The 19,816-nt window shown below is 53.6% G+C and carries 14 protein-coding genes; 6 read left to right on the forward strand and 8 right to left on the reverse strand.

The window, feature by feature from the left end; all coding sequences use genetic code 11:
* Positions 1-349 precede the first annotated feature (349 nt).
* From OSC10802_RS0106440 to OSC10802_RS48990, 4 genes are read right to left on the reverse strand one after another with little or no spacing between them, the layout of a single operon-like run.
* Positions 350-772: a hypothetical protein gene (locus tag OSC10802_RS0106440; RefSeq protein ID WP_017715966.1), complete on the reverse strand. Its 423-nt coding sequence runs from the start codon at positions 770-772 to the stop codon at positions 350-352.
* Between the two features lie 14 nt (positions 773-786).
* Positions 787-2,256 (reverse strand): c-type cytochrome, encoded by a 1,470-nt coding sequence (locus OSC10802_RS0106445; protein WP_017715967.1) that lies wholly within the window; start codon positions 2,254-2,256, stop codon positions 787-789.
* A 21-nt stretch (positions 2,257-2,277) separates the two neighbouring features.
* Entirely contained in the window at positions 2,278-3,738 is a 1,461-nt protein-coding gene (locus tag OSC10802_RS0106450) for an NADH:flavin oxidoreductase (protein WP_232731632.1), read from the reverse strand.
* 15 nt (positions 3,739-3,753) lie between these two features.
* A complete protein-coding gene (locus OSC10802_RS48990; RefSeq protein WP_155967421.1) occupies positions 3,754-3,939 on the reverse strand; it encodes a hypothetical protein in 186 nt (61 codons plus the stop codon).
* A gap of 620 nt (positions 3,940-4,559) precedes the next feature.
* Here OSC10802_RS48990 and OSC10802_RS0106455 point away from each other — a divergent pair.
* The 3 genes from OSC10802_RS0106455 to OSC10802_RS44025 all read left to right on the forward strand — a co-directional run bounded on the left by OSC10802_RS0106455 (position 4,560) and on the right by OSC10802_RS44025 (position 11,647).
* On the forward strand, positions 4,560-6,461 hold the full coding sequence (locus tag OSC10802_RS0106455; protein ID WP_017715969.1) for a hypothetical protein: 1,902 nt from the start codon (positions 4,560-4,562) through the stop codon (positions 6,459-6,461).
* A 199-nt stretch (positions 6,462-6,660) separates the two neighbouring features.
* Positions 6,661-7,470 (forward strand): SDR family NAD(P)-dependent oxidoreductase, encoded by an 810-nt coding sequence (locus OSC10802_RS0106460; protein ID WP_017715970.1) that lies wholly within the window; start codon positions 6,661-6,663, stop codon positions 7,468-7,470.
* 313 nt (positions 7,471-7,783) lie between these two features.
* On the forward strand, positions 7,784-11,647 hold the full coding sequence (locus OSC10802_RS44025) for a PAS domain S-box protein (protein WP_017715971.1): 3,864 nt from the start codon (positions 7,784-7,786) through the stop codon (positions 11,645-11,647).
* An 86-nt stretch (positions 11,648-11,733) separates the two neighbouring features.
* On the opposite strand, the gene fabG is transcribed toward OSC10802_RS44025, so the two are convergent.
* Positions 11,734-12,429: a 3-oxoacyl-ACP reductase FabG gene (gene fabG / locus OSC10802_RS0106470; RefSeq protein WP_017715972.1), complete on the reverse strand. Its 696-nt coding sequence runs from the start codon at positions 12,427-12,429 to the stop codon at positions 11,734-11,736.
* 299 nt (positions 12,430-12,728) lie between these two features.
* Positions 12,729-12,980: a DUF6737 family protein gene (locus OSC10802_RS0106480; protein ID WP_017715973.1), complete on the reverse strand. Its 252-nt coding sequence runs from the start codon at positions 12,978-12,980 to the stop codon at positions 12,729-12,731.
* Between the two features lie 217 nt (positions 12,981-13,197).
* Here OSC10802_RS0106480 and OSC10802_RS0106485 point away from each other — a divergent pair, with 217 nt between their 5' ends.
* Positions 13,198-13,992: a Uma2 family endonuclease gene (locus tag OSC10802_RS0106485; protein WP_017715974.1), complete on the forward strand. Its 795-nt coding sequence runs from the start codon at positions 13,198-13,200 to the stop codon at positions 13,990-13,992.
* Between the two features lie 96 nt (positions 13,993-14,088).
* On the opposite strand, the gene OSC10802_RS0106490 is transcribed toward OSC10802_RS0106485, so the two are convergent.
* Positions 14,089-16,161 carry a DNA cytosine methyltransferase gene (locus OSC10802_RS0106490; RefSeq protein ID WP_017715975.1) on the reverse strand — a complete coding sequence of 691 codons (2,073 nt, stop codon included), beginning with the start codon at positions 16,159-16,161 and terminating at the stop codon, positions 14,089-14,091.
* 256 nt (positions 16,162-16,417) lie between these two features.
* Between OSC10802_RS0106490 and OSC10802_RS0106495 the strand changes: the two genes are divergently transcribed.
* Complete coding sequence (locus OSC10802_RS0106495; protein ID WP_017715976.1) at positions 16,418-16,780, forward strand: VOC family protein; 363 nt, start codon at positions 16,418-16,420, stop codon at positions 16,778-16,780.
* A gap of 174 nt (positions 16,781-16,954) precedes the next feature.
* Positions 16,955-18,244: a recombinase family protein gene (locus tag OSC10802_RS0106500; RefSeq protein ID WP_017715977.1), complete on the forward strand. Its 1,290-nt coding sequence runs from the start codon at positions 16,955-16,957 to the stop codon at positions 18,242-18,244.
* A 214-nt stretch (positions 18,245-18,458) separates the two neighbouring features.
* Here the strand turns inward: OSC10802_RS0106500 and OSC10802_RS0106505 are convergent, their stop codons facing one another.
* Positions 18,459-19,769: a sensor histidine kinase gene (locus tag OSC10802_RS0106505; protein ID WP_017715978.1), complete on the reverse strand. Its 1,311-nt coding sequence runs from the start codon at positions 19,767-19,769 to the stop codon at positions 18,459-18,461.
* Positions 19,770-19,816 lie beyond the last annotated feature (47 nt).

Genomic DNA, 19,816 nt, shown 5'->3' on the forward strand with positions numbered 1-19,816 from the left:
CCACCCCCAACCCCTCCCCGTTAACGGGGAGGGGAGCTTTCTGGGAATCCTTATCCCCCCCTTTCCTCGTCTTTCCTGGAAAAAACCCGGGCAGATTTTGAGAGTCTCGATCCACTCTTAGCCCGCGTTGGGCGAAGCCCTTCCCGAAGGGTAGGCGGGCTTCGTCTGTATAGCCGCGATTTCAATCGCCAGGAACCTGGCCAACTAGCCAGTGGTCTAACCCCTCACGCATTCGCCAACAGCTTCTTTCCAATCGCCGGGAGCTTAAGTTGACACCGATGCACGGGGGCCCGCCCCTACGCTCACCGGGTTTCTCAGTCCCTCACCAATATGAACAACGCTATAAATCTCAGGAGACTTCCGCCAGCGGTTTCACGGAATTTTCGGGGCGCATGGCTTGAGCCAGCAGAATTGCCTGCACCACTCCAAAGAAAAGGTCAGTGAAACCAGCGGTAAGAAATCCCTTATCCTGGCCAAATACAAACACCGCCCCCAAAAAAAACCCAGCTCCCAAGGCTCGTGAGGGGAGCACCGACATCCAGGCGGTCGCTCTGTAGCGATAGGGGTCGATTGCGGCGGGAATGTAAAAGACGCTGATGATAAATAAAAGCATTCCAGCGAGGCGAACCCAGATAATGGGGTCGGGAATCCGCATGTGGAGGAACGAGAGCAGCTTTTCCGGAAAAAAGCAGCAGGGAATTACGAAAAGCAGGAAATTTGCCAGGATGCCGGCCCAAACGACGCGGCTAAACCATCTAGCGTAAAGATTCATTCTCTCTTCTCCTATCAAAGCTTCTTCATGTACTCGACCAGGGCGTCTTTTTCTTCTGGGGACAGGTCTGTCCCGTAGAGGTGCCCGCTGTTTCCGTTACCGGGAAGGGCTGTGTCGAACTTAAAAAAGTTACGTCCGTTTTCCGCCGGCACGTCGGAGACGAAGCCGACTTTTTTCTGGTCGAAAACGTCATAACCGCGATAGAATTGTTTCGGTCTGCTGTCTGGCTTTTCCAGCAAGTCCCGCAGGGTGGGGACTGAGCCATTGTGCAGGTAAGGTGCCCTTAACCAGAGCCCGTCCAGGGGCAAATTGGCGTAGCCATCGGTCTTGCGAAAATGTTGGAACCGCCACGGATAGCCGGCAAACAGGGTATTTTGGTTAGAGAGCATTTCGTAGGTGTAGGAATCGAGCCGGTGCCGGTCTGTGCCAATGTCTTCTACCGGCACTACTTTTCCCACCTGCGCTCCTCCGAAAGCGTGACAGCTGGCACAGGTGTTTTGATAAATGCGCTCGCCGGCACTCGCCAGCTGCTCATTAATTGCATAAGGATAGGAAGATGCCGGCAGTTCCCAGATCCAGTCCTCGACTCGCTTTATGCGGTCTAAATCTATGGAGGTTGGCGTCACACCGGCACCCAGCGCGGCGCTCTTGTTGCGCTCTTCCACCAAAGTGTTGTCGCCATCCCAGTGCAGCTGCATTCCCTGGCGCGGCTTTTGATTCCAAATGGAGGGCAAGTCAGCAACGCCAATTATTTCGCTGTCTGGCAGCTTGGCCATTGGGAAGTGGAATTGGACGGCTTTATAGGGGTTAAACGTATCCACCCGCCCCACACCCCATTCTGGCTGCCGGTTGAAAAAGGCGAAGGCGCTTCTTTGGTTAATCAGCGCATCCCTGGTGCGGGGAATTGCCAAATAGCGATAAATGAGTTTCTCGATAAAGTTGAGATTGCCGCCCGCCTTTTCGATTGCCGGCATCATGTCTTTCGGGTTGAATCGCGCATCCAAAGCGGCGGCTGACAGGAAATTGATATATCCCTGAAGGTTGAGGTTGTTCGCCGGCATTGCCGTGACAAGGTGGCGCTCGCTCTCTGGCGTCTCGCGAAACGTGCCGGTGTGGCAAACCGCGCAATTCAAGCCAACGCGCTCGATAAAGTTCTTCCGCCTGGAAAACCCAACCGGCATAGTTTTACCCGGTTCGTAAAGAAACCCCAGGGAGGCGTAACCGCCCTCACCAGGCAGATTTACCCGAAACATGTCGGGTAAAACTTTCCAAATCCAATAGGGAATTCCATTGACCGGCTCGCTGCCAATCGAGCCATACTTGAAGTGGTCTTCAATATCAGCATAATCCACCGGCGAGTTGGACAGCAAGGGCCAGAATGCTAGGGCAGCCACGAGGGCAACTCCAGCAACAGCCAGCCAAAGATGTTTGAAAGCTGCCTTGAGTATCCCCGGCAGCCGGGAGGGTTTTTCTTGTTCGCTCATGAATAAGTTCGCTCTCTGGATTTAAAGGCTCGGTTCAAACACTGACATGATTTCTCGCATCATTTTGTCGGAGTCGCCGCCGTAGCGGTCGAGTTCGTAGCAACCCAGGGGATTTTCAATCACATTGAGCAGGCACTTGTTGCAGTAAGTGCAGGGGGCTGGCGGGAGGTCTTCCCCCCGCTCAAAGAACTTAACCAGGTCGCTGTTAGCAATCAGGGGGCGAGCGATAGTCACGGCATCGCAAAACCCCTCACTGATGGCTTTGCGGATGTAGGAAGCCTGCTGGAAGCCGCCGGTGCACAAAACCGGAATACTGACGTGTTTTTTGATTTCGCGAGCGTCGCTAAGATTCACTCCTTGGTAAGCTTGCAGAAGTTTGCGGTATTTTTCGTCCTCCACCTTGTCCCCGCTTACAGGCTGGGGGGGGCGGCTCTTTTTTGTCCGGTCCCACAAGAATGAGAAAATCGGCCTTAAGAGCCAGTAGCGGAACAGCAGGTAGTTGCGTTTGGTATAGATGCCACTGGACAGCATGGTGTCATAGGTTTTTCTAATTACCTCGAAGGGGAAATCGCCGATGGGATTGAGCGGGTGCGGGAACAAGCTGCCGGTGGAGACGTGAACCGCATCAGCGCCGGCTTCTTCCGCCCATTTGCAAATCTGGATAGAATCTTCGAGGGTGTTGCCTCTTTTTTCCCAAAAGGTGACGGCGTTGTTGTAGTCTGCGGCGCTGATTTTAAATTGCAAGTGGAAATCGTTTCCCACTTCTTTGCGGATGGCTTTAATCGTATCGAGCAGGAAGCGGGCTCGATTTTCCAACGAGCCGCCATACTCATCCTTGCGGTCATTAATGCCCGAACTGAGAAATTGGGTGAAGAGATAGCCATTGGCGCTGTGCAGTTCAACGCCATCGAGTCCTGCTTCGCGGGCGCGTCTAGCACCGTCTGCAAAGTCCTGGACGGTTTGCTTAATTTCATCGCGGGTCATGGCTTGACACAGGAAGCCGTGGAAGGGCTCGGTTTTGCTCGTTGAGGAGAGGGCTTTCCGGTCAAGGTTCTCAACGCCGGCGATATCCTGCTGTCGCCCAGAATGGCTGAGCTGCATAATAAATTTGCAGTCATATTCGTGTGCCTTTTCGCCCACTTTCCGCCAGAAAGGTATGCGCTCGTCGCAGTTGATGGTGGCGTAGTTGGGCATAATCCGCCCCCGAATGTGAACCGGCACGAAGGAAGATACAATCGCCCCCACACCGCCGCGAGCGAATTTCTCTTCCCAGTTGATACGGGCTTGGGTGCCCGAGCCGTTATAGTTGTCCCACCGCCCGGAAATGCTGGATCTAAAGATGCGGTTCTTGACGGTGAGGTTGCGGAACTTCAGCGGTTCAAATATAATGTCGCTCTCCACGTTAATCTCTCCTAATTTTCCACTGTGCTGGGTGGGGCGGAAAGCCGGTTTCTTTGAGGAACCGGCTTTTTCAGCTCTCACAGAACTCAGCACAAATTAGGCATCCAACTGTACAGAGATGCCTGAAGGAACTGTTGTGGAGATGCCCTGATTTAGGTCTGTAAATGATAGCGCCCAGAAACCCGGTTTCTTAGAGAAACCGGGTTTCTCAGCCCCTTTCGGGTGGCGCTTGCCAGAGGTGCCGGCTGCCGGTTGACATTTAAGTGTCTGGGCGGCTAGCATGGTCGTAAGGGGTGACACCCCTCGCCTGCGTTATTACTGAACTTTAACACATCTTACAGGGAAGTGTCTAGAGTTTTCAGTGAAATTCGGGATAATTGGGCGGCTGGCAGCGGCTGGGAGATGTCCCACCGGCTGTCTTGCCTAAGTGTTTTTACGCAGGCAAGACGCCGCAGGCACAGGCGAGACGGCGTAGGCACAGGCGTCTCGCCTGTGCACACCCTGCGATCCTCGATTTTTCGGGTGCTATAGCGCGTCCTATACCTTCGTGTAAATTTCAGAACCCCGGTTTCTTTAAGAAACCGGGGTTCTGGACCCAGGCGCGTTTGCGCAAATCAGTTAGAACTGCTATATCTGCTGCGAAAAGCTGCGAAGTCTCTAACCAAATCACGCAGGGATTGCATCCGGATTGCACGATTTCAGCAGCGATCTAATGTCCTGTGTTCGCGCTGCGGCGCAAGCGGGTCAGCTTAAATACTCATCCTTAGGGAAAGCCTCTTGAAAAACGCCTTATTGAGTCTTGTAGAGAGGCGACGATTTTTCGCGCCTGTAGCTTGCCGGCAGGCTTGCCGGCGCGCGAGCGATCTTTCTTTCTTCTATCTGTCTGGCGACAGAAATATTTGATGAAAAAGTCACGTTTAGTTATTGCGTGCTGTCTGGCGATCCTGACCTTGATTGGAGCCACCGGCTACGTTCAAGGTTGGGCGGGAGTGCCAGCAGCTCTCACCTCATACTGTGAGGATATCGGCTATCTGCCACCGGCGCGGAACCTGACTGAGGCAGAAAACCGGGGGCGGTGTACCTGGTATCTCTGGACTGGCGGAAACGAAAAATTCTGGCGTCAAGCGACTTTGAAAACAGCAGGCAATGTGGACTTGCTGAAATTGGTTGACTCGCGCCAGCACGACGAGCGTTTCAAACTGCTAGGAGCGGTAAACGATCCGGGGTGCAAAAAAGCGACAGGACCCGACGAATATGGCTTGTGGCTGGATGAGTGCCGGGACCCGCACTCCACCGGCGTCATCGGTTTGCGCAAGTTCAAAAACCCAAATTTTGACCCCGCAAAATGGGACGCTCAAAAGTACGAGTCAGATCCGACTGTCGAGCCGCCCTACCGGGTGGGAATGTCTTGCGCGGTGTGCCATGTCGCTTTCAATCCGCTCAATCCGCCGGCTGACGTAAAAGCGCCCCAGTGGGAAAACCTCGTAGGGGTGCTCGGCAACCAGTACCTTGAGGAAGGCAAATTATTCGGCAGCCACCTGACACCAGAGGATTTTGCTTGGCACGTCCTTAACACGCAGCAACCGGGCACATCTGACACCTCTCGAATTGGCAGCGATGGCATCAATAACCCCAACGCCATTAACTCTATCTTCAACTTGGGGAACCGGCCAAAACATGAGGAGGTGATGAACGATGGCACAACCAAAGCTGTGAATCACATTCTCAAGGATGGCGCAGATTCCATCGGCGTTGCGGAAGCCTCCCTGCGCGTCTATGTCAATATCGGCATGTGCGGGGACTACTGGCTGACGCTTCACGATGCCTTCCAAGGCAGAACTCCCCAAAAACCTTTTGATATGGAAAAGGCGAGGGCGGAGTGCGAGGACTGGCGGAATACGGAAGCCCGCATGGCCAATGCGGAAGCTTTCTTGAAATCGGTACAGCCGATGTATCTGAAAGATGCGCCCGGTGGCGGAGCTTTCCTGACTAAAGATCAGGCAGTCTTAGAGCGAGGGAAGGTTATTTTTGCCGATACTTGCGCCAAGTGCCACTCCAGCAAGCAGCCACCAGAAGAGATTGCTGCCGGTTCGGAAAAAGCCAAGCAGTGGTATCGGGATTCTGTCCGGAATCCCGATTTCCTGGTGGGGAATTTCTTGTCTGACGACAAGCGCTATCCGATTACAGAGATTGGCACTAATGCCGCCCGCGCTTTGGCGACGAATGCAATCGAGGGCCATCTCTGGGAGCAGTTCTCGTCTAAGACTTATAAGGAATTGCCATCTCCGGGCAAACTTGAGCTGTTCAATCCTCTCGATCCGAAAACCCCGATAGAATTTGAGGTGCCCGCCGGCGGGCGGGGCTATTACCGCACTCCCTCGCTCGTCAGTATTTGGGCGACAGCGCCTTTCTTCCACAACAATTCTCTGGGAGAATATACCAAAGATCCTTCGGTAGAAGGGCGCGTAAAAGCGTATACGGATGCGATGGAAAAGCTCTTGTGGCCGGAAAACCGGCTTGGCCCCAAATCCATTAAAGTGACGTCAGCCGACAGCAAACTCACACTTCCCGACGGGACAGAGGTGCCGGTTCCTAAAGGCACGCCGGTGAATTTGATTGCCAATATAGACCCGAAAGCTCTGTCGGGTGAATTGGATCTCTCTGGCGGGCCGGCTGCTGTTCTCCAGCAGCTGTTAAAGGCCAATCAATCTCCCGATTTGATTGAAGATAAGGGGCACTACTTTGGAGCGGAACTTTCCGATGAGGACAAGAAAGCGCTCATTGAATTTGTGAAGACATTCTAACTTAACGGCTAGCGTGAACATCTAGAAACCGGGTTGGTTAAAGAAACCCGGTTTCTCTCCGCCATGTTATGCTGAATAATGTCTGCTTAAAACGCGCAAACGTCTCTTGTAGAAAAAGCGCGCCCTGCATTTTGTAGAGACAAGAGCATGTCGCGTCTCTACATTGACGGACAAGATGATTTGGAGACAACCTAAACTTATGAACGACAAGCAAACTCGGCAAAAAACTGCCCTAATTACTGGTGCCTCCAGTGGGATTGGCTGCGAATTGAGTAAGTTATTCGCCGGCGGCGGCTACAATTTGGTGCTGGTCGCTAGGAGCGAGCCAAAGCTCCGCCAAATAGCGGAGGAATTAAAAGGGAAATTCGGCATTTCGGTGACGGCGGTTGCCAAGGATTTATCTGTCCCCAGCTCTCCTGACGAGATTTTTAGCGAGCTGCAGCAGCAATCGATTAAAATAGACGCGCTCGTCAACAATGCCGGTTTTGCAACTTACGGGTTATTTGCTGAAACTGACCTGAAGGCTGAGCTGCAAATGATGGAGGTCAATATGGTCAGCCTGACTCATTTAACCAAGTTATTTCTCAGGGATATGCTGGAGCAAGGCGAGGGGAAAATCTTAAACATAGCCTCAACAGCTGCCTTTCAGCCTGGGCCACTTATGGCGGTGTATTACGCCACCAAGGCTTATGTTTTATCTTTCTCTGAGGCGCTCGCCAATGAGTTAAGCGGGTCTGGCGTCACCGTGACTGCTCTCTGTCCGGGTCCGACAGAATCGGGCTTTCAAAAAAGGGCTAATATGGAAGAATCGCGGCTGGTCAGCGGCGAGATTATGGATGCGGAAACTGTGGCGAATATTGGCTATCGCGGCTTGATGGAAAACCAAACGGTTGTGATTCCCGGTCTGAAAAATCAGCTGCTGGCTCTCAGTGTGAGGTTTACCCCCAGAGATTGGGTGACTAAAATCGTGAGGAATATGCAGGAAAGAGTTAACAAAGTTTCCTCCTAGGAAGAGTGGGGTGCGTTCCTGGGGGGAGCGCTACTTCTTTGGGTGCGTTCCTGGGGGGGGAGCGCACCCTACTTCTTTGGGGGAGTTCCTGGGGGGAACGCACCCTACTTCTGAGAGCGTCTGTGACAATCGAGGGGGGCTCTCCTGCGGCGGACAGCTGCGTAAGGGGACTTTTCCTGCCAGTGGGGCTGGCACACACTGCACCGGCGTTTAAAATTGTGATTTTTATGCTATAAAACAGCTCTCACCGGCTTGAGTTGATATAAAAAAGTTTACAATAGCTTAAAAATCATAAAGGAATCATAAAGGAAAGATGAAATCTCGCTCGTTGCCCAACTGGTTGCGACGTTCGGCAGTGGTGGTGGCGCTTGCCTGCCTCTATTATGGCGCGGCTAAACTGGGGCAGTCAATGGCCATCCTGCCGGGAAATCAGATGCCGGTGTGGCCACCGGCAGGTTTCGGCTTGGCGGCTGTCCTGCTGCTGGGATATGGGGTGTGGCCCGCTCTCGCCCTGGGGGCGTTCCTCGCCGTCGCGCCGGAAATGTCTGCCACCGGCATTGCGGCTGCCCTCGCCTCCGCAGCAGCGGACACCGTGACTCCCCTGCTGGGTGGCTTCCTGCTGCGCCGGTTTGCCGGCACCAGCATGCGGCTGGACAGGGCTGGGGATGTTTTCAGATTTGCCGCCTTCGGGGCGCTGCTCAGCCCGGTTGCGGGCGCTGCTGCCGGCGCACTGGCTGACTGTCTGAGCGGGCGCGTTCCGTGGGAAGCTTGTGGAACAGTTTGGTTTAGCCGGTGGGCCGCCAGCGCCATTGGCGTTCTCGCCGTGACGCCGGTGTTCTTGACTTGGAGCGGAGCCCTGAAAAATGCAAAATTAAACCTCAAAAATGGGGGATTTTTAAGTTATCTTGTTTCATTCTTAAGGGAGAATTTACAAACAGTTGTCGAAGCGTTATTGTTGCTGGTGCTGCTGCTGATTGTTAGCGAAATCGTATTTTTTGGAATCTATCCGTCGTCTGTGCTGATTCCGTTCTTCCTGTGGGCGGCGTTTCGTTTCAGTCAGCGGGGCGCAACGCTGTTGAGCGCCATCGTCTCAGGAATTGCCATCTGGAGCACGCTAAGCGGTCATGGCCCCTTTCTGCGGGAGTCGCAGAGCGAATCCCTCCGGTCACTGCAAGGGTTTCTTGGCGTTATTACCCTGACGGCGCTGGTTTTGGCGGCGGTGGTTGCGGAGCGCGAGCGGGCTTTGGCTGCAGCGCAACAGGCAAAAGAAGAGTTGGAAAGCCAAGTCGAGCTGCGGACGAGCCAACTCAGACAAGCCAACGAGCTATTGCGGCGCGAAATGGAAGAGCGTCAGAGTAAAGAGGAGGCGCTGCGAGAATCCAGCCGGCAACTTGTCAGCATTCTGGAAAGCATCACGGATTCATTTATAGCCGCAGACAATCAGTGGCGGTTTATCTATATTAATCAAAAAGCCGAGCAAAAGATGCGCAAAAGCCGGCAAGAACTGCTCGGCAAGAGTCTGTGGGAAGAGTTTCCAGAAGCTGCAGGCTCCACTTTTTACAGCGAGTATCACCGAGCCAAAACAGAACAAATTCCTGTCACCATTGAAGAGTATGACGCACCTACAGACCGCTGGTTCGAGCAGCGGGTCTTTCCCTCTGGGGATGGACTTTATATCTTCTCCCAAGACATCACCAGTCGCGTGCGGGCGCAGGAGGCTGTGCGCGAGAGTGAGGAGCGATTCCGCGCCATATTTGAGCGGGCGGCTGCCGGCATTGCAGTGGTGGCGCAGGATGGGGGCTTTATCCGGGTCAACCAGCGGTTTTTCGAGATGCTGGGTTACAGCGAGGGGGAATTGCTGGCGCTCTCGCTACCTGCGATCACTCACCCGGATGACTTGGAAACCGATCTGCAATACCGTCGCGCGTGTTTTGCGGGTGAAATTTCCACTTACTCGATGGAAAAGCGCTACATCCGCAAAGATGGCTCCTATATTTGGGGAAATCTCACCGTGTCGGTGGTGCGCGAAGCAACGGGCGAGCCGAAATATGCTATCGGTATAGTAGAGGATATCACGCACCGCGTACAGGCTGAAGCCGCCCGGCGGGAGAGCGATCACCGGTATCAAACTTTGGCAAAAATCTCGCCGGTGGGGATATTCCACACGACTGCCGGTGGCGACTGCTTGTATGTCAATGACCGGTGGTGCGAAATTTCTGGATTCACCCCCGAACAAGCTCTGGCAGACGGTTGGGGAAGAGCGATACATCCTGATGAGAAAGAGCGCGTCTTCGCTGAATGGTATAAGGCAGCTTCTGCCAGGGAACCTTTTAAATTAGAGTACCGCTTTTTGCGTCCGGACGGGAAAGAAACCTGGGTTGTCGGTCAGGCGGTGGCAGAGATTGGGGAGGCGGGAGATGTTACCGGCTACGTCGGGACAATTACTGACATCAGCGAGCGCAAAGCGCTGGAGCGAGAATTAGCTTGGCGCGAGCAACTGCTGAACTCGTTTATTACCTCAGCGCCCGCCGGCATCAGCATCATTGACGACCGGCTGCAGTTTGTTCAAATAAACGAAGCTCTCGCCGAAATCAATGGCGTGTCTGTGGCGGAGCATATCGGCAAAACCTTGGGGGAAGTTTTGCCTGAAATCGCGCCGGAGATCGAACCCATCTATCGCAGCATTTTGACTGGGGGCGAACCGATTCTCAACATCGAGATATCTGGGGAAACCCCTGGACAGCCGGGGGTATTGCGTCACTGGCTGGCGTCTTATTTTCCCATCCTCAAGGCGGAGGGAAAACCTGGAGCTGTCGGCGTGGTTTTGGTGGAAATCACCGAGCGAAAGCGGGCAGAAGAGGCATTGCGGGAGAGTGAGGATCGCCTGCGCACGGTGCTGAAAAATATGCCGGTGATGCTGAGCGTTTTTGACGATCAGTTTAACCTGATTGTCTGGAACCGGGAAGCTGAGCGAGTCACCGGCTACCGCGCTCGGGATATTGTTTTTAATCCCCAGGCGATGGTACTGCTGTATCCTGATGCGGCTTATCGCGAGCGCATGACAGCCGAATGGCAAAGTCGCGGCAATGACTATCGGGACTGGGAGTGGGAAATAGTTTCTAAGGATGGCAGTGTTAAAACAATTGCTTGGTCAAATATTTCCCAGCGCTTCCCGATTCCCGGCTGGGGAAGCTGGGGCATTGGCGTGGACGTTACGGAGCGCAAGCGAGCAGAAGAGGCATTGCGGCAATCGGAAGCTCAATTGAGACAGCAGGCCACTCAGCTAGAAAAAGCTCTGCGGAAACTGCAAGAAACCCAAACCCAGCTGATTCATACTGAAAAGATGTCCTCTCTCGGACAGCTGGTTGCCGGTGTCGCCCACGAAATCAACAACCCCGTCAATTTCATCTACGGCAATATCACCTACGCGACTCAATATATCGAAGACTTGCTTGATCTGGTGCGCCTTTATGAGCAGCACTATCCTGTGCCGGTGCCGGCTATTGCCGAGGCGGCAGAAGCAATCGACCTCGATTTCTTGGTTGAAGATTTGCCGAAAATCCTGTCTTCCATGAAGGTGGGGGCTGACCGCATCCGCGAGATTGTGCTTTCCCTGCGCACTTTCTCGCGGCTGGACGAATCGGACATGAAGCCGGTTGACATTCACGCGGGGATTGAAAGCACGCTGCTGATTTTGCAAAATCGCCTCAAAGAAAAACCGGGGCATCCCGGCATTCAGGTGATCAAAGAGTTCGGGACTCTGCCCGAGGTGGAGTGCTATGCCGGCCAGCTGAACCAAGTTTTTATGAATATCCTGACGAATGCGATTGATGCTTTGGAAATGCAGAATCTTAACCCGATCGAGGAGAGTGAGAAAAATGCCGGATACCCCGCACCCGCCAACCGATTGCCGGCCATTCTGATTCGCACAGAAGTTATCGAAGGCGAGCGCGTGGCCATCCAAATTTCTGACAGTGGCTCGGGCATGAGTGAGGAGGTGCGCTGGCGCATATTTGACCCCTTTTTCACGACCAAGCCGGTGGGTGCCGGCACCGGCTTGGGGCTTGCCATTTCCCACTCTATTGTCGTGGAAAAACACCGGGGTCAGCTGAAGTGCACTTCCGCCCCCGGTCAGGGAACAGAGTTTACCATCGAGATTCCCATCCGTCAAGTTTGATGTTAGCAGTGAAAGGGGAGAAACCCGGTTTCTTTGAGAAACCGGGTTTCTTAAAGAAACCCGGTTTATTCAGGCACCCCTAAACTCTAGATGCTGCCATAAACAGGAACAGCAGCGCCGCGCACGTCTTTGGCAGCTTCGGAGGCTAAGAAACAGATGACTTCTGCGAGAGATTCCGGTTTCACCCACTTGCCGGCATTTTCTTCGCCCATCGCTTGCCGGTTGCTGGGAGTGTCAATGGTGCTGGGGAGGACGCAATTGGCGGTGATATTGGTGCCTTTAGTTTCGTCTGCGATGGCTTGTGTCAGGGCGACAACTCCCGCTTTAGAGGCGCAGTAAGCCGCCATCTGTCCCGCCGGCTGCACGGCACCCCGAGATCCCACGGTCACAATGCGTCCGTAGCCAGTTTGCAGCATTTTGGCGAGGCTGTATTTGCAGGTTAAAAAGGTCGTATTCAGGTTGAGGTCAAAGAGTCTTTTCCAGTTTTCGTAGCTGTATTCGTGGGTTTTCCCCATATCAAAGCCGCCGGCTAAGTGAATCAGCACGTCCACCCGTTCCATGTCGCTGACTAGCTTTTCAACTGCAGCTGCATCCGCGAGGTTCGCTGAGACAAACCGAATCCGGGCAATATCTGCCGGTGAGAGTCTAGCTTTTAGGCGTTCCACATCTCGGGCGCTGACATAGGGAATCGTGACTTCCGCACCTCGGGCGAGAACTGCCGGTGTCACCCCCAAACCGAGTCCGCCGGTGCCGCCGGTGAGCAATACGCGCTTGCCTTTCATTGATTTTGACTTCCTGAAATATCAGGCTTATAATACAGCAATCTGAGCGCAATTGTTCAAGACTTCCAGATATTCTAGACCCCCAGACTTCAGTCTGGGGCTACACAAGCAAAGCCCGCCTGCGCGGGCTTCAGATAGAGCTGGAAAAGAGTTGACAAAATGAAAGTTTTATGGGAAGAACTTCTGCTGAGGTGCGGTGTTCGCGCTCAGCGCTGATTTATAAAGTAATTGTTAAGCCTGCCAGGGGGCCAGAAACCGGGTTTCTTCAAGAAACCCGGTTTCTAGTGAGCTAAGAAGTCCTAGTCTGCTGGCGGGGAATCCTGCAGGGATTGCCGGTAATATTCCTGCATGAGTTTTGGCCAGATTAATAAGAAGAAGCCCATCCACGCCAGCACCGGCACGGCGACAATAGCGGTTATCCAGACAGTTTTCAGCAGCAACCAGCTGCCGCTAATCAGGGTGACACCTGTCAGGAGAATTGACCAGGGCTGGCACCACCAAGGTTTGTAATCCCAAGGGCTAAAAGGCTTTTCGTCAGAGAGCTGTTTCATGGGAAATGTTGCGAGACTCCTTTAACAAGTTTTAGCGGAAAAGAGAGGTGCCGGTGTGAAGCCCTGCCAAACTCTCTTAAAGCCGGTGCTGATCGCAAGAGAAATATTGTATCATTATAGAAATGCCACACAGAGCCGGAGATTGACCGTGAATATCCCAACTCCTCTGCCTCTCCAATCCGCGCCTCCGCTTCCGCCCGAGCAAACCTTGCCCACAATGTACGACTTACCTAGCGAAAACCCGGAGGAACCTGGATTGCCTGACACCTTTCACGCTGACCAGCCGCAACTGCTGGACTCAACTTTTCAGCCTCGAAACTGGGATTTGGATCAAATATTCTCGGCTATGGATCTAAATCTCTACTATGACGCCCGCCATCCCAATTGGTACAAACGTCCAGATTGGTTTGCCGTCGCTGGCGTGCCGAGGCTGTATGAAGGGCGCGATATGCGTTTGAGCTATGTGATATGGTATGAGCAAATCAGCCCGTTTGTAGTGGTGGAGTTACTGTCTCCTGGGACAGAAGATGAAGATTTGGGTCGGACTGCTCAGCAACCGGGGGAGCCGCCGACAAAGTGGCAAGTTTACGAACAGATTCTGCGCGTTCCTTACTACATAGTTTTCAGCCGCTATACCGATCGGGTGCGGGCTTTTCGCCTCACCGGCGGACACTACGAACCTGTAGAACTAACTGAAGGACGTTTGCCGGTGCCAGAGCTGGGGCTAAGTTTAGGTTTGTGGGAAGGCAGCTATAAAAATATCAACCGGCTGTGGTTGCGGTGGTTCACTCTCGAAGGAGAATTGATTCCAACTCCCAGCGAGCGAGCATCCGTTGCCGAACAGCAAGCAGCCGTTGCACAGCAGCGAGCCACTGCAGCCGAACAGCAAGCCACCGAAGCACAGCAGCGAGCCACTGCAGCCGAACAGCAAGTTGCCGAAGCACAGCAGCGAGCTGAACGACTCGCGGCGAAACTGCGGGAATTGGGCATCGATCCAGAGCAGTTGGCTTGAGACAGATCGAGGAGTTGCGTGCCGGTGTGAAGCCATCCCACCGGCACCCCCACCCTTTCCGAAAAACTCCCACAGCATCCTCCAACCGCAGTACCTCTACAAAGCGCGAATACCTCTCCCCGCTTCCAAATTCTTCCGCAGCTGCACACTTCTCGGCGTCAGCGTCGGAAACCCATAAGGAATTAAATACTCTCCTTTCCTAATCTGCGAATTCGTATTGTGATTTCTAACCTCATACCCCATACCGCGCAAAACTTGCAAGCAATAAAACACATCCTCAGCATTAACTCCCCACAGCACTGCCAAATCTGGAACCGGCAATTGGGTAGCCACCCCTATCCCACTCACCACCCGTTGAACCACACGCCAGAAAGGCTCAATCCTTAATTGCGGATGAAAACTCATCACCCCCTTGATGCGCGGAGTGTACTGGTAATAACCGGCAAGCTGAACCAAATCCGCCTTACCCGTCACCTCAACCAGTTTTTCCTCAAACGCCTTCCACAGTGCCGTAAACACCGACTTCTCTAAATCCTTAGCGCACAGCTTGACCTTTCTTGTCCCCAACCCCCAATCCTCACGCCCCAAAGATGGGGACACCTCAATCGCATATTGATTCTCGTCGGGCCATGTTTCATCCCCAATTTGGCAAATCACTTCCTCAAAAGCCCGCGCAGGCGGGCTTTGTTTGTATAGCCGCGACTTCAGTCGCCCGGCACCGGCACTGGCGACTATCTCCCAGCACTCCTCATTGATATCGTACCTCAAATTCACCCTCACGCTGTTAGGAACTTCTCTCTCACTCCAGCCAAAATCCGGCAAGGACAAAAAACGCACCGCTTCCCCCCGGAACACACCCCCTGCCGGTGACGCCTTACCGCCGGCGAGTGCGATTGCCTCTCTAGCCTTTTCAGCGTATCTTTCCGTCAGCTGGCGCTTGCGCTGCCTAAATCCTAGCTCCTTTTCCGGCGGCAAGTAATGCATCGGAAACGGTAACTTAACTCCCATCACTCCATCCAAAATACTCAGCGCCAAAATCCTCCCCAGCTGCGGCGGCACAGAATTCCCAATCTGTTCCACACACACGGCTCCATTCCCCACAATCTCATACTCATCAGGAAACGTTTGCAACCGCTTCAGTTCCGCAATTGTGAAGCGCCGGTTTTCCCAGCTAAAAGGGCCGGTGTACTGTCCCCCCTGCGCCTTAATCGTCCGCACCGGCATCTCAGGGTCAGCCTTATAAAGAAAGTCCGAAAACTTCGACCGCCAGCTAAACACCGGCTGCGGGTGCCCCATTTCCTCCGTATAAAAGCTATAATTCAACCCCGGAGGAATATTTTCCAGCAGATGCCCGTAGCGCCCTTTAATCCCCGCCTCAGCGCCAGACGTATCAGCACCGGCAACCGCCTCCAGAGCTGTATAAAAAGGCTCCTTCCCCGGAGAATCTGGCCCGTGAGTCGGACAGGGAAACAAATAATTCCCTTCCTTCAGCCCAACAATAAACAAACGCTCCCGATGCTGCGGCACACCATAATCAGCCGCATCCAGTATGCGATAAAAAATCCTGTAACCGGCATCCCGAAAAGCCTTCTGGATTTGCCGCCAAGCCTCCCCTTTCTGAGCGCCAATTATACCAGAAACATTCTCAAACAGAAACCCTTTTGGCTGCAGCGCCTTCAGCAAGCGGACATACTCCTGAAACAGCGTTCCCCTGGCATCGCTCGTTCCCGCCACCCCAGCCGCCCTGCGCCCAGCCGCCGAAAACGTTTGACAGGGCGGTCCTCCAATGATAAAATCAATCTTCAGCTGAGAATCAGGGACAAACTTCCTGATATCAGCGCAGGTGGGGTGAGCATTTTCCAGCCATTTCCCCGGCTGCGAATTTCTTTCCAGCGTTCGCACATACTTAGCTTCAAGCTCCACCATCTGAACAATCTCGAAACCGGCATCATGGAAACCAATATCCAGCCCGCCACCGCCGGCAAACAAGCTGAGAGTCTTAATCGGAGAATGGCCATGTTCCGCGAACCACCGGCGCAGAGATTGGCCAAACCTGTCGGGCCAACCCGCGCCCCGACTCACCCCAAGTGATGCTAGCATATCCTCAAACCAGACAGCATTAGCCGGCTCCCGACTGGGCAAATTTAAATCCAAGGACACTTCCTTCATCAGAACATCTAAACCTAACAGTCGCTATTTCACTATCGCACAAAAGCGCGTCACACACTAGAAGAATGATTGAGACTTTTTCCCCGAACTCCACAATCCTTTCTTGCTCCCCCTCCCCGTACACGGGGAGGGGGTTGGGGGGTGGGGTTCTTCATCCGGCTTTTGGGCGCGACGCCCACAAAATTGCTTCTTCCTTGGCGTCTTGGCGTCTTGGCAGTTTAAATTAAAGTTAAGAACACCCACCCCAACCCACACCATGCAAATCACCCAATACCTCCACACCGCCGTACTCGTTTCCGACCTGGATCGAGCCGAGCAATTTTACGGCAAAATCCTGGGACTCTCCAAAGTAGACCGCACCCTCAAATACCCCGGAGCCTGGTATCAAATCGGAGACGCTCAGATACACCTCATTCAAGACACCGGCTTTCGAGCCGAAATGCAGAATCCCGAAAAATGGGGGCGCAACCGGCACGTCGCCTTCGGCGTTGCCAACCTAGAAGAAGTCAGAGAGCAGCTGCTCGCTCACGGGTGCCAAGTGCAGATGAGCGCCTCCGGTCGAGCCGCCATTTTCACCCACGATCCAGACGGCAATATTCTAGAGTTCAGCCAGATGTGAGCGGGCGAGACGCCTGTTGCACTCCCCCGACGTAGGACAGGCGTCCCGCCTGTCCAGCCCGCGCTTACGCCTTCTTTGAGGCGCAGGCGAGACGCCTGCGCTACGCCTTTCTTGAGGTTGGTGTGCGCAGGCGAGACGCCTGCGTTACGCCTTTTTTAACGGAGAATTGAAACCATGAAAATTATCGCATATTCCTACAGCGAGCCGCTGCTCGAACCGGCACCCGACCCAACCATCTGGGGCTGGGAAATAGACAAATTATACCAAGATTTAGGTCAGCGCTTCCAGCTGGTTCAGTTGCTGAGTGACTGCAAAACATCGCCGGCGGATTATCTTTTAATTCGGCGTCTGGAAGAACTGGGCGACACCGTGGGGGAAGTGTGCGTTCGCATGGCGGAATTGGAAGCCCTCGGCATCGAACTGATCGCCACCGAATCAGCCACCCCCACGGGTGCCGGTGTGCGAGCCGATTTATTGAAACTGCTGAAAGAAATCCAGCAAAACCAGCGCAGTCGGATCATCCGTTCTGGACACGCCCGCAATCGCCTGAAAGCCCTGCCCCCTCCGGGAAAAGCCCCCTACGGATACCGGCGGGGCAAAGAGCGCTACGTCATCGACCGCACTGCAGCGCCGGCGGTCAAAGATTTTTTCGAGCACTTTCTCATCTACGGTTCCGTGCGCGGTGCGGTTCGCTACCTCGCGCAAAAATACGGCAAAAAAATCTCCGTTTCTACCGCTCGCCAGTGGCTCACCAATCCCGTCTATCGCGGCGATTTGGAATATCAAAATGGCGAGATAATTTCTAACACCCACGCCCCCATTGTATCGCGGGAAGAAGCCGCTCAAGTCGAGCGAATTCTGCGCCGCAACCGGCGCATTCCCCCCCGCGCCGCCAGCGCCCCCCGCTCGCTTGCCGGTTTGGCAGTTTGCGGTTCGTGCCAGTGTGCCATGACAGTCTCCCGCGTCACCGCCCACCGGCAAGATCGGGAATACCTCTACCTGCGCCCCACCGGCTGCCCGAAACAGCCCAAATGCCGCGCCATTGCCTACGAAAAAGTGCTGGAGCAAACCATTGAGGGGATTTGCCGCGACTTGCCCCGTGCGGTTGCCGGTTTGAACGCGCCGGATATGGATGCAGTTAAGAAAGAGATTGCCGGTGAGATTGCGGCTAGAGAACAAATCCTCGATCAGCTTCCCTCGCTGTGCGAACTGGGCATCCTCGACACAGAAACAGCTGACTTGCGAGCCTACAAAATCCGCACAGAAATTGCGGAAATGCAAAGCAAGCTGGCTCAGCTCCCGCCGGTGAATTTGCGCACTTACGCGCAAGCCGTTTCCATCCCGCAGTTCTGGCTGGACTTATCAGAATCAGAGCGTCGGTTCTACTTTCGAGAATTCATCCAAAAAATTGAAATTGTCCGCCAAGATAGAGGCTGGAACCTGCGAATCATTTTCATTTTTTAGGAAAGTGCGCCTTGAATCGATTTGTATTATTTTTAAAATTTTCTCGGGGAGAAATGATTTGCGCCCATCTAGAGAAGAGAAACCCGGTTTCTTTAAGAAACTGGGTTTCTTCACTCTCACGACTCATAAAAAAAAACCTATAGACCAACCTAAATGGTAAAAATCGCCGCTCTCCTCCTAGCAGGCGGGGCAAAATTGGCCAGCCCCTCCCCCGTTACCCGCACCTCACTCCCTCGCACTCCTTAGGTTGAAAAACCGGCAGCTCTACTGTAAACGTTGTGCCTTTGCCGAGTTCAGAATTGCAATAGATTCGGCCTCGATGGGTTTCCGTGACAATCTGGTGAGAAATCGCTAAACCCAAGCCGGTGCCAACATCCCTTGGCTTTGTCGTAAAGAGCGGCTCAAATATGCGAGCCTGTATTTCAGGGGAGATCCCGGCTCCGCTGTCGGCAATCCTGACCGCCACCCATTCGGGGCTGATCTGCTCGGTAGCAATCTCAATACGTTTCTCAGTCCGCTCTGCTGAAGGCGCACCGGCAAGCAACGCATCAATCGCATTGCTGAGCAGGTTCATAAACACCTGATTGATTTGATTGATATAGCACTCCACCCGCGGAATATTGCCAAACCGCCGCACGACTTCAATCTTTTTCTTATAGCGGTTGTGCAGCAGCACCAGCGTACTCTCAATGCCCTCGTGCAGGTCAGCCGGTTTCATCTGCGCTTCATCCAGCCGGTAAAAACTGCGCAAATTGAGGACAAGTTCCCGAATCCGCACCGCTCCCAGCTTCATAGAATCCACGAGGCGAGGCAAATCCTCCAAAATAAAATCTAGATCAATTTCTTCTAGCACTTCTTGGACTCGCTCGGACTCTTTCGCCGCAGTGGACTGGCATACTTCCAGAACCTTCAAAAGCTCGCGCACATGCTCCTCTACATAAGGCAAATTGCCGTATATAAAGTTAATGGGATTGTTAATCTCGTGAGAAATCCCCGACACCATCTGGCCCAGCAGGGACATCTTTTCCATCTGCACCAGCTGCCCCTGCATCCGTTGCTGCTCTGTCAAGGCTTCCTGGAGGCGCTGATTTTGTTCTTTTAATTCTTGCGTGCGCTGATCGACGATTTGCTCCAGCCTCGCATTCTGCTCCTCAAGTTCTGCTTTAGCCCGGATAATCTGGCCAAACTGAACTAGGACGCTGTAGCTGCCGTGGTTGCTGAGACACCCGACTGCTGGAATCGCCGTCAGTAAATCAAAGCTAGTCTGCCAAAACATTGTGTCCGCTAAACCAAGCATCCCAATTCCATGCGCTGTATGGCCTAACGCACAGCTCAAAAAGATTCCTGCCGTGAACCCCACCAGCACGTCAACACCCTCGTGCCGGTTCCGCCACAAACCAATCGCCAGCAGCGTGGAGATAGTGAAGTAGCAGGAAGCAATAAACAGATTCGCGGCTCCATCCACCGTTCCCAGAGGAGGGTGAGCCCAAAAGTGAGCGAGCGCAAAAAAACAAGCATTTACCATTTCGGCACGGATCTAGATCTAGCTTTATTAATTTTAATCTACCATCC

Origin of the sequence: Kamptonema formosum PCC 10802, from assembly GCF_000332335.1 — a bacterium.
Taxonomy (GTDB): Bacteria; Cyanobacteriota; Cyanobacteriia; order Cyanobacteriales; family Oscillatoriaceae; genus Oscillatoria.

Coding starts and splice junctions, on each gene's coding strand:
- OSC10802_RS48990 (WP_155967421.1), bottom strand. CDS start 3,939: ATGCTAGCCGCCCAGACACTTAAATGTCAACCGGCAGCCGGCACCTCT.
- OSC10802_RS0106440 (WP_017715966.1), bottom strand. CDS start 772: ATGAATCTTTACGCTAGATGGTTTAGCCGCGTCGTTTGGGCCGGCATC.
- OSC10802_RS0106505 (WP_017715978.1), bottom strand. CDS start 19,769: ATGGTAAATGCTTGTTTTTTTGCGCTCGCTCACTTTTGGGCTCACCCT.
- OSC10802_RS0106445 (WP_017715967.1), bottom strand. CDS start 2,256: ATGAGCGAACAAGAAAAACCCTCCCGGCTGCCGGGGATACTCAAGGCA.
- OSC10802_RS0106485 (WP_017715974.1), top strand. CDS start 13,198: ATGTACGACTTACCTAGCGAAAACCCGGAGGAACCTGGATTGCCTGAC.
- OSC10802_RS0106455 (WP_017715969.1), top strand. CDS start 4,560: ATGAAAAAGTCACGTTTAGTTATTGCGTGCTGTCTGGCGATCCTGACC.
- OSC10802_RS0106480 (WP_017715973.1), bottom strand. CDS start 12,980: ATGAAACAGCTCTCTGACGAAAAGCCTTTTAGCCCTTGGGATTACAAA.
- OSC10802_RS44025 (WP_017715971.1), top strand. CDS start 7,784: ATGAAATCTCGCTCGTTGCCCAACTGGTTGCGACGTTCGGCAGTGGTG.
- OSC10802_RS0106490 (WP_017715975.1), bottom strand. CDS start 16,161: ATGAAGGAAGTGTCCTTGGATTTAAATTTGCCCAGTCGGGAGCCGGCT.
- OSC10802_RS0106495 (WP_017715976.1), top strand. CDS start 16,418: ATGCAAATCACCCAATACCTCCACACCGCCGTACTCGTTTCCGACCTG.
- fabG (WP_017715972.1), bottom strand. CDS start 12,429: ATGAAAGGCAAGCGCGTATTGCTCACCGGCGGCACCGGCGGACTCGGT.
- OSC10802_RS0106460 (WP_017715970.1), top strand. CDS start 6,661: ATGAACGACAAGCAAACTCGGCAAAAAACTGCCCTAATTACTGGTGCC.
- OSC10802_RS0106500 (WP_017715977.1), top strand. CDS start 16,955: ATGAAAATTATCGCATATTCCTACAGCGAGCCGCTGCTCGAACCGGCA.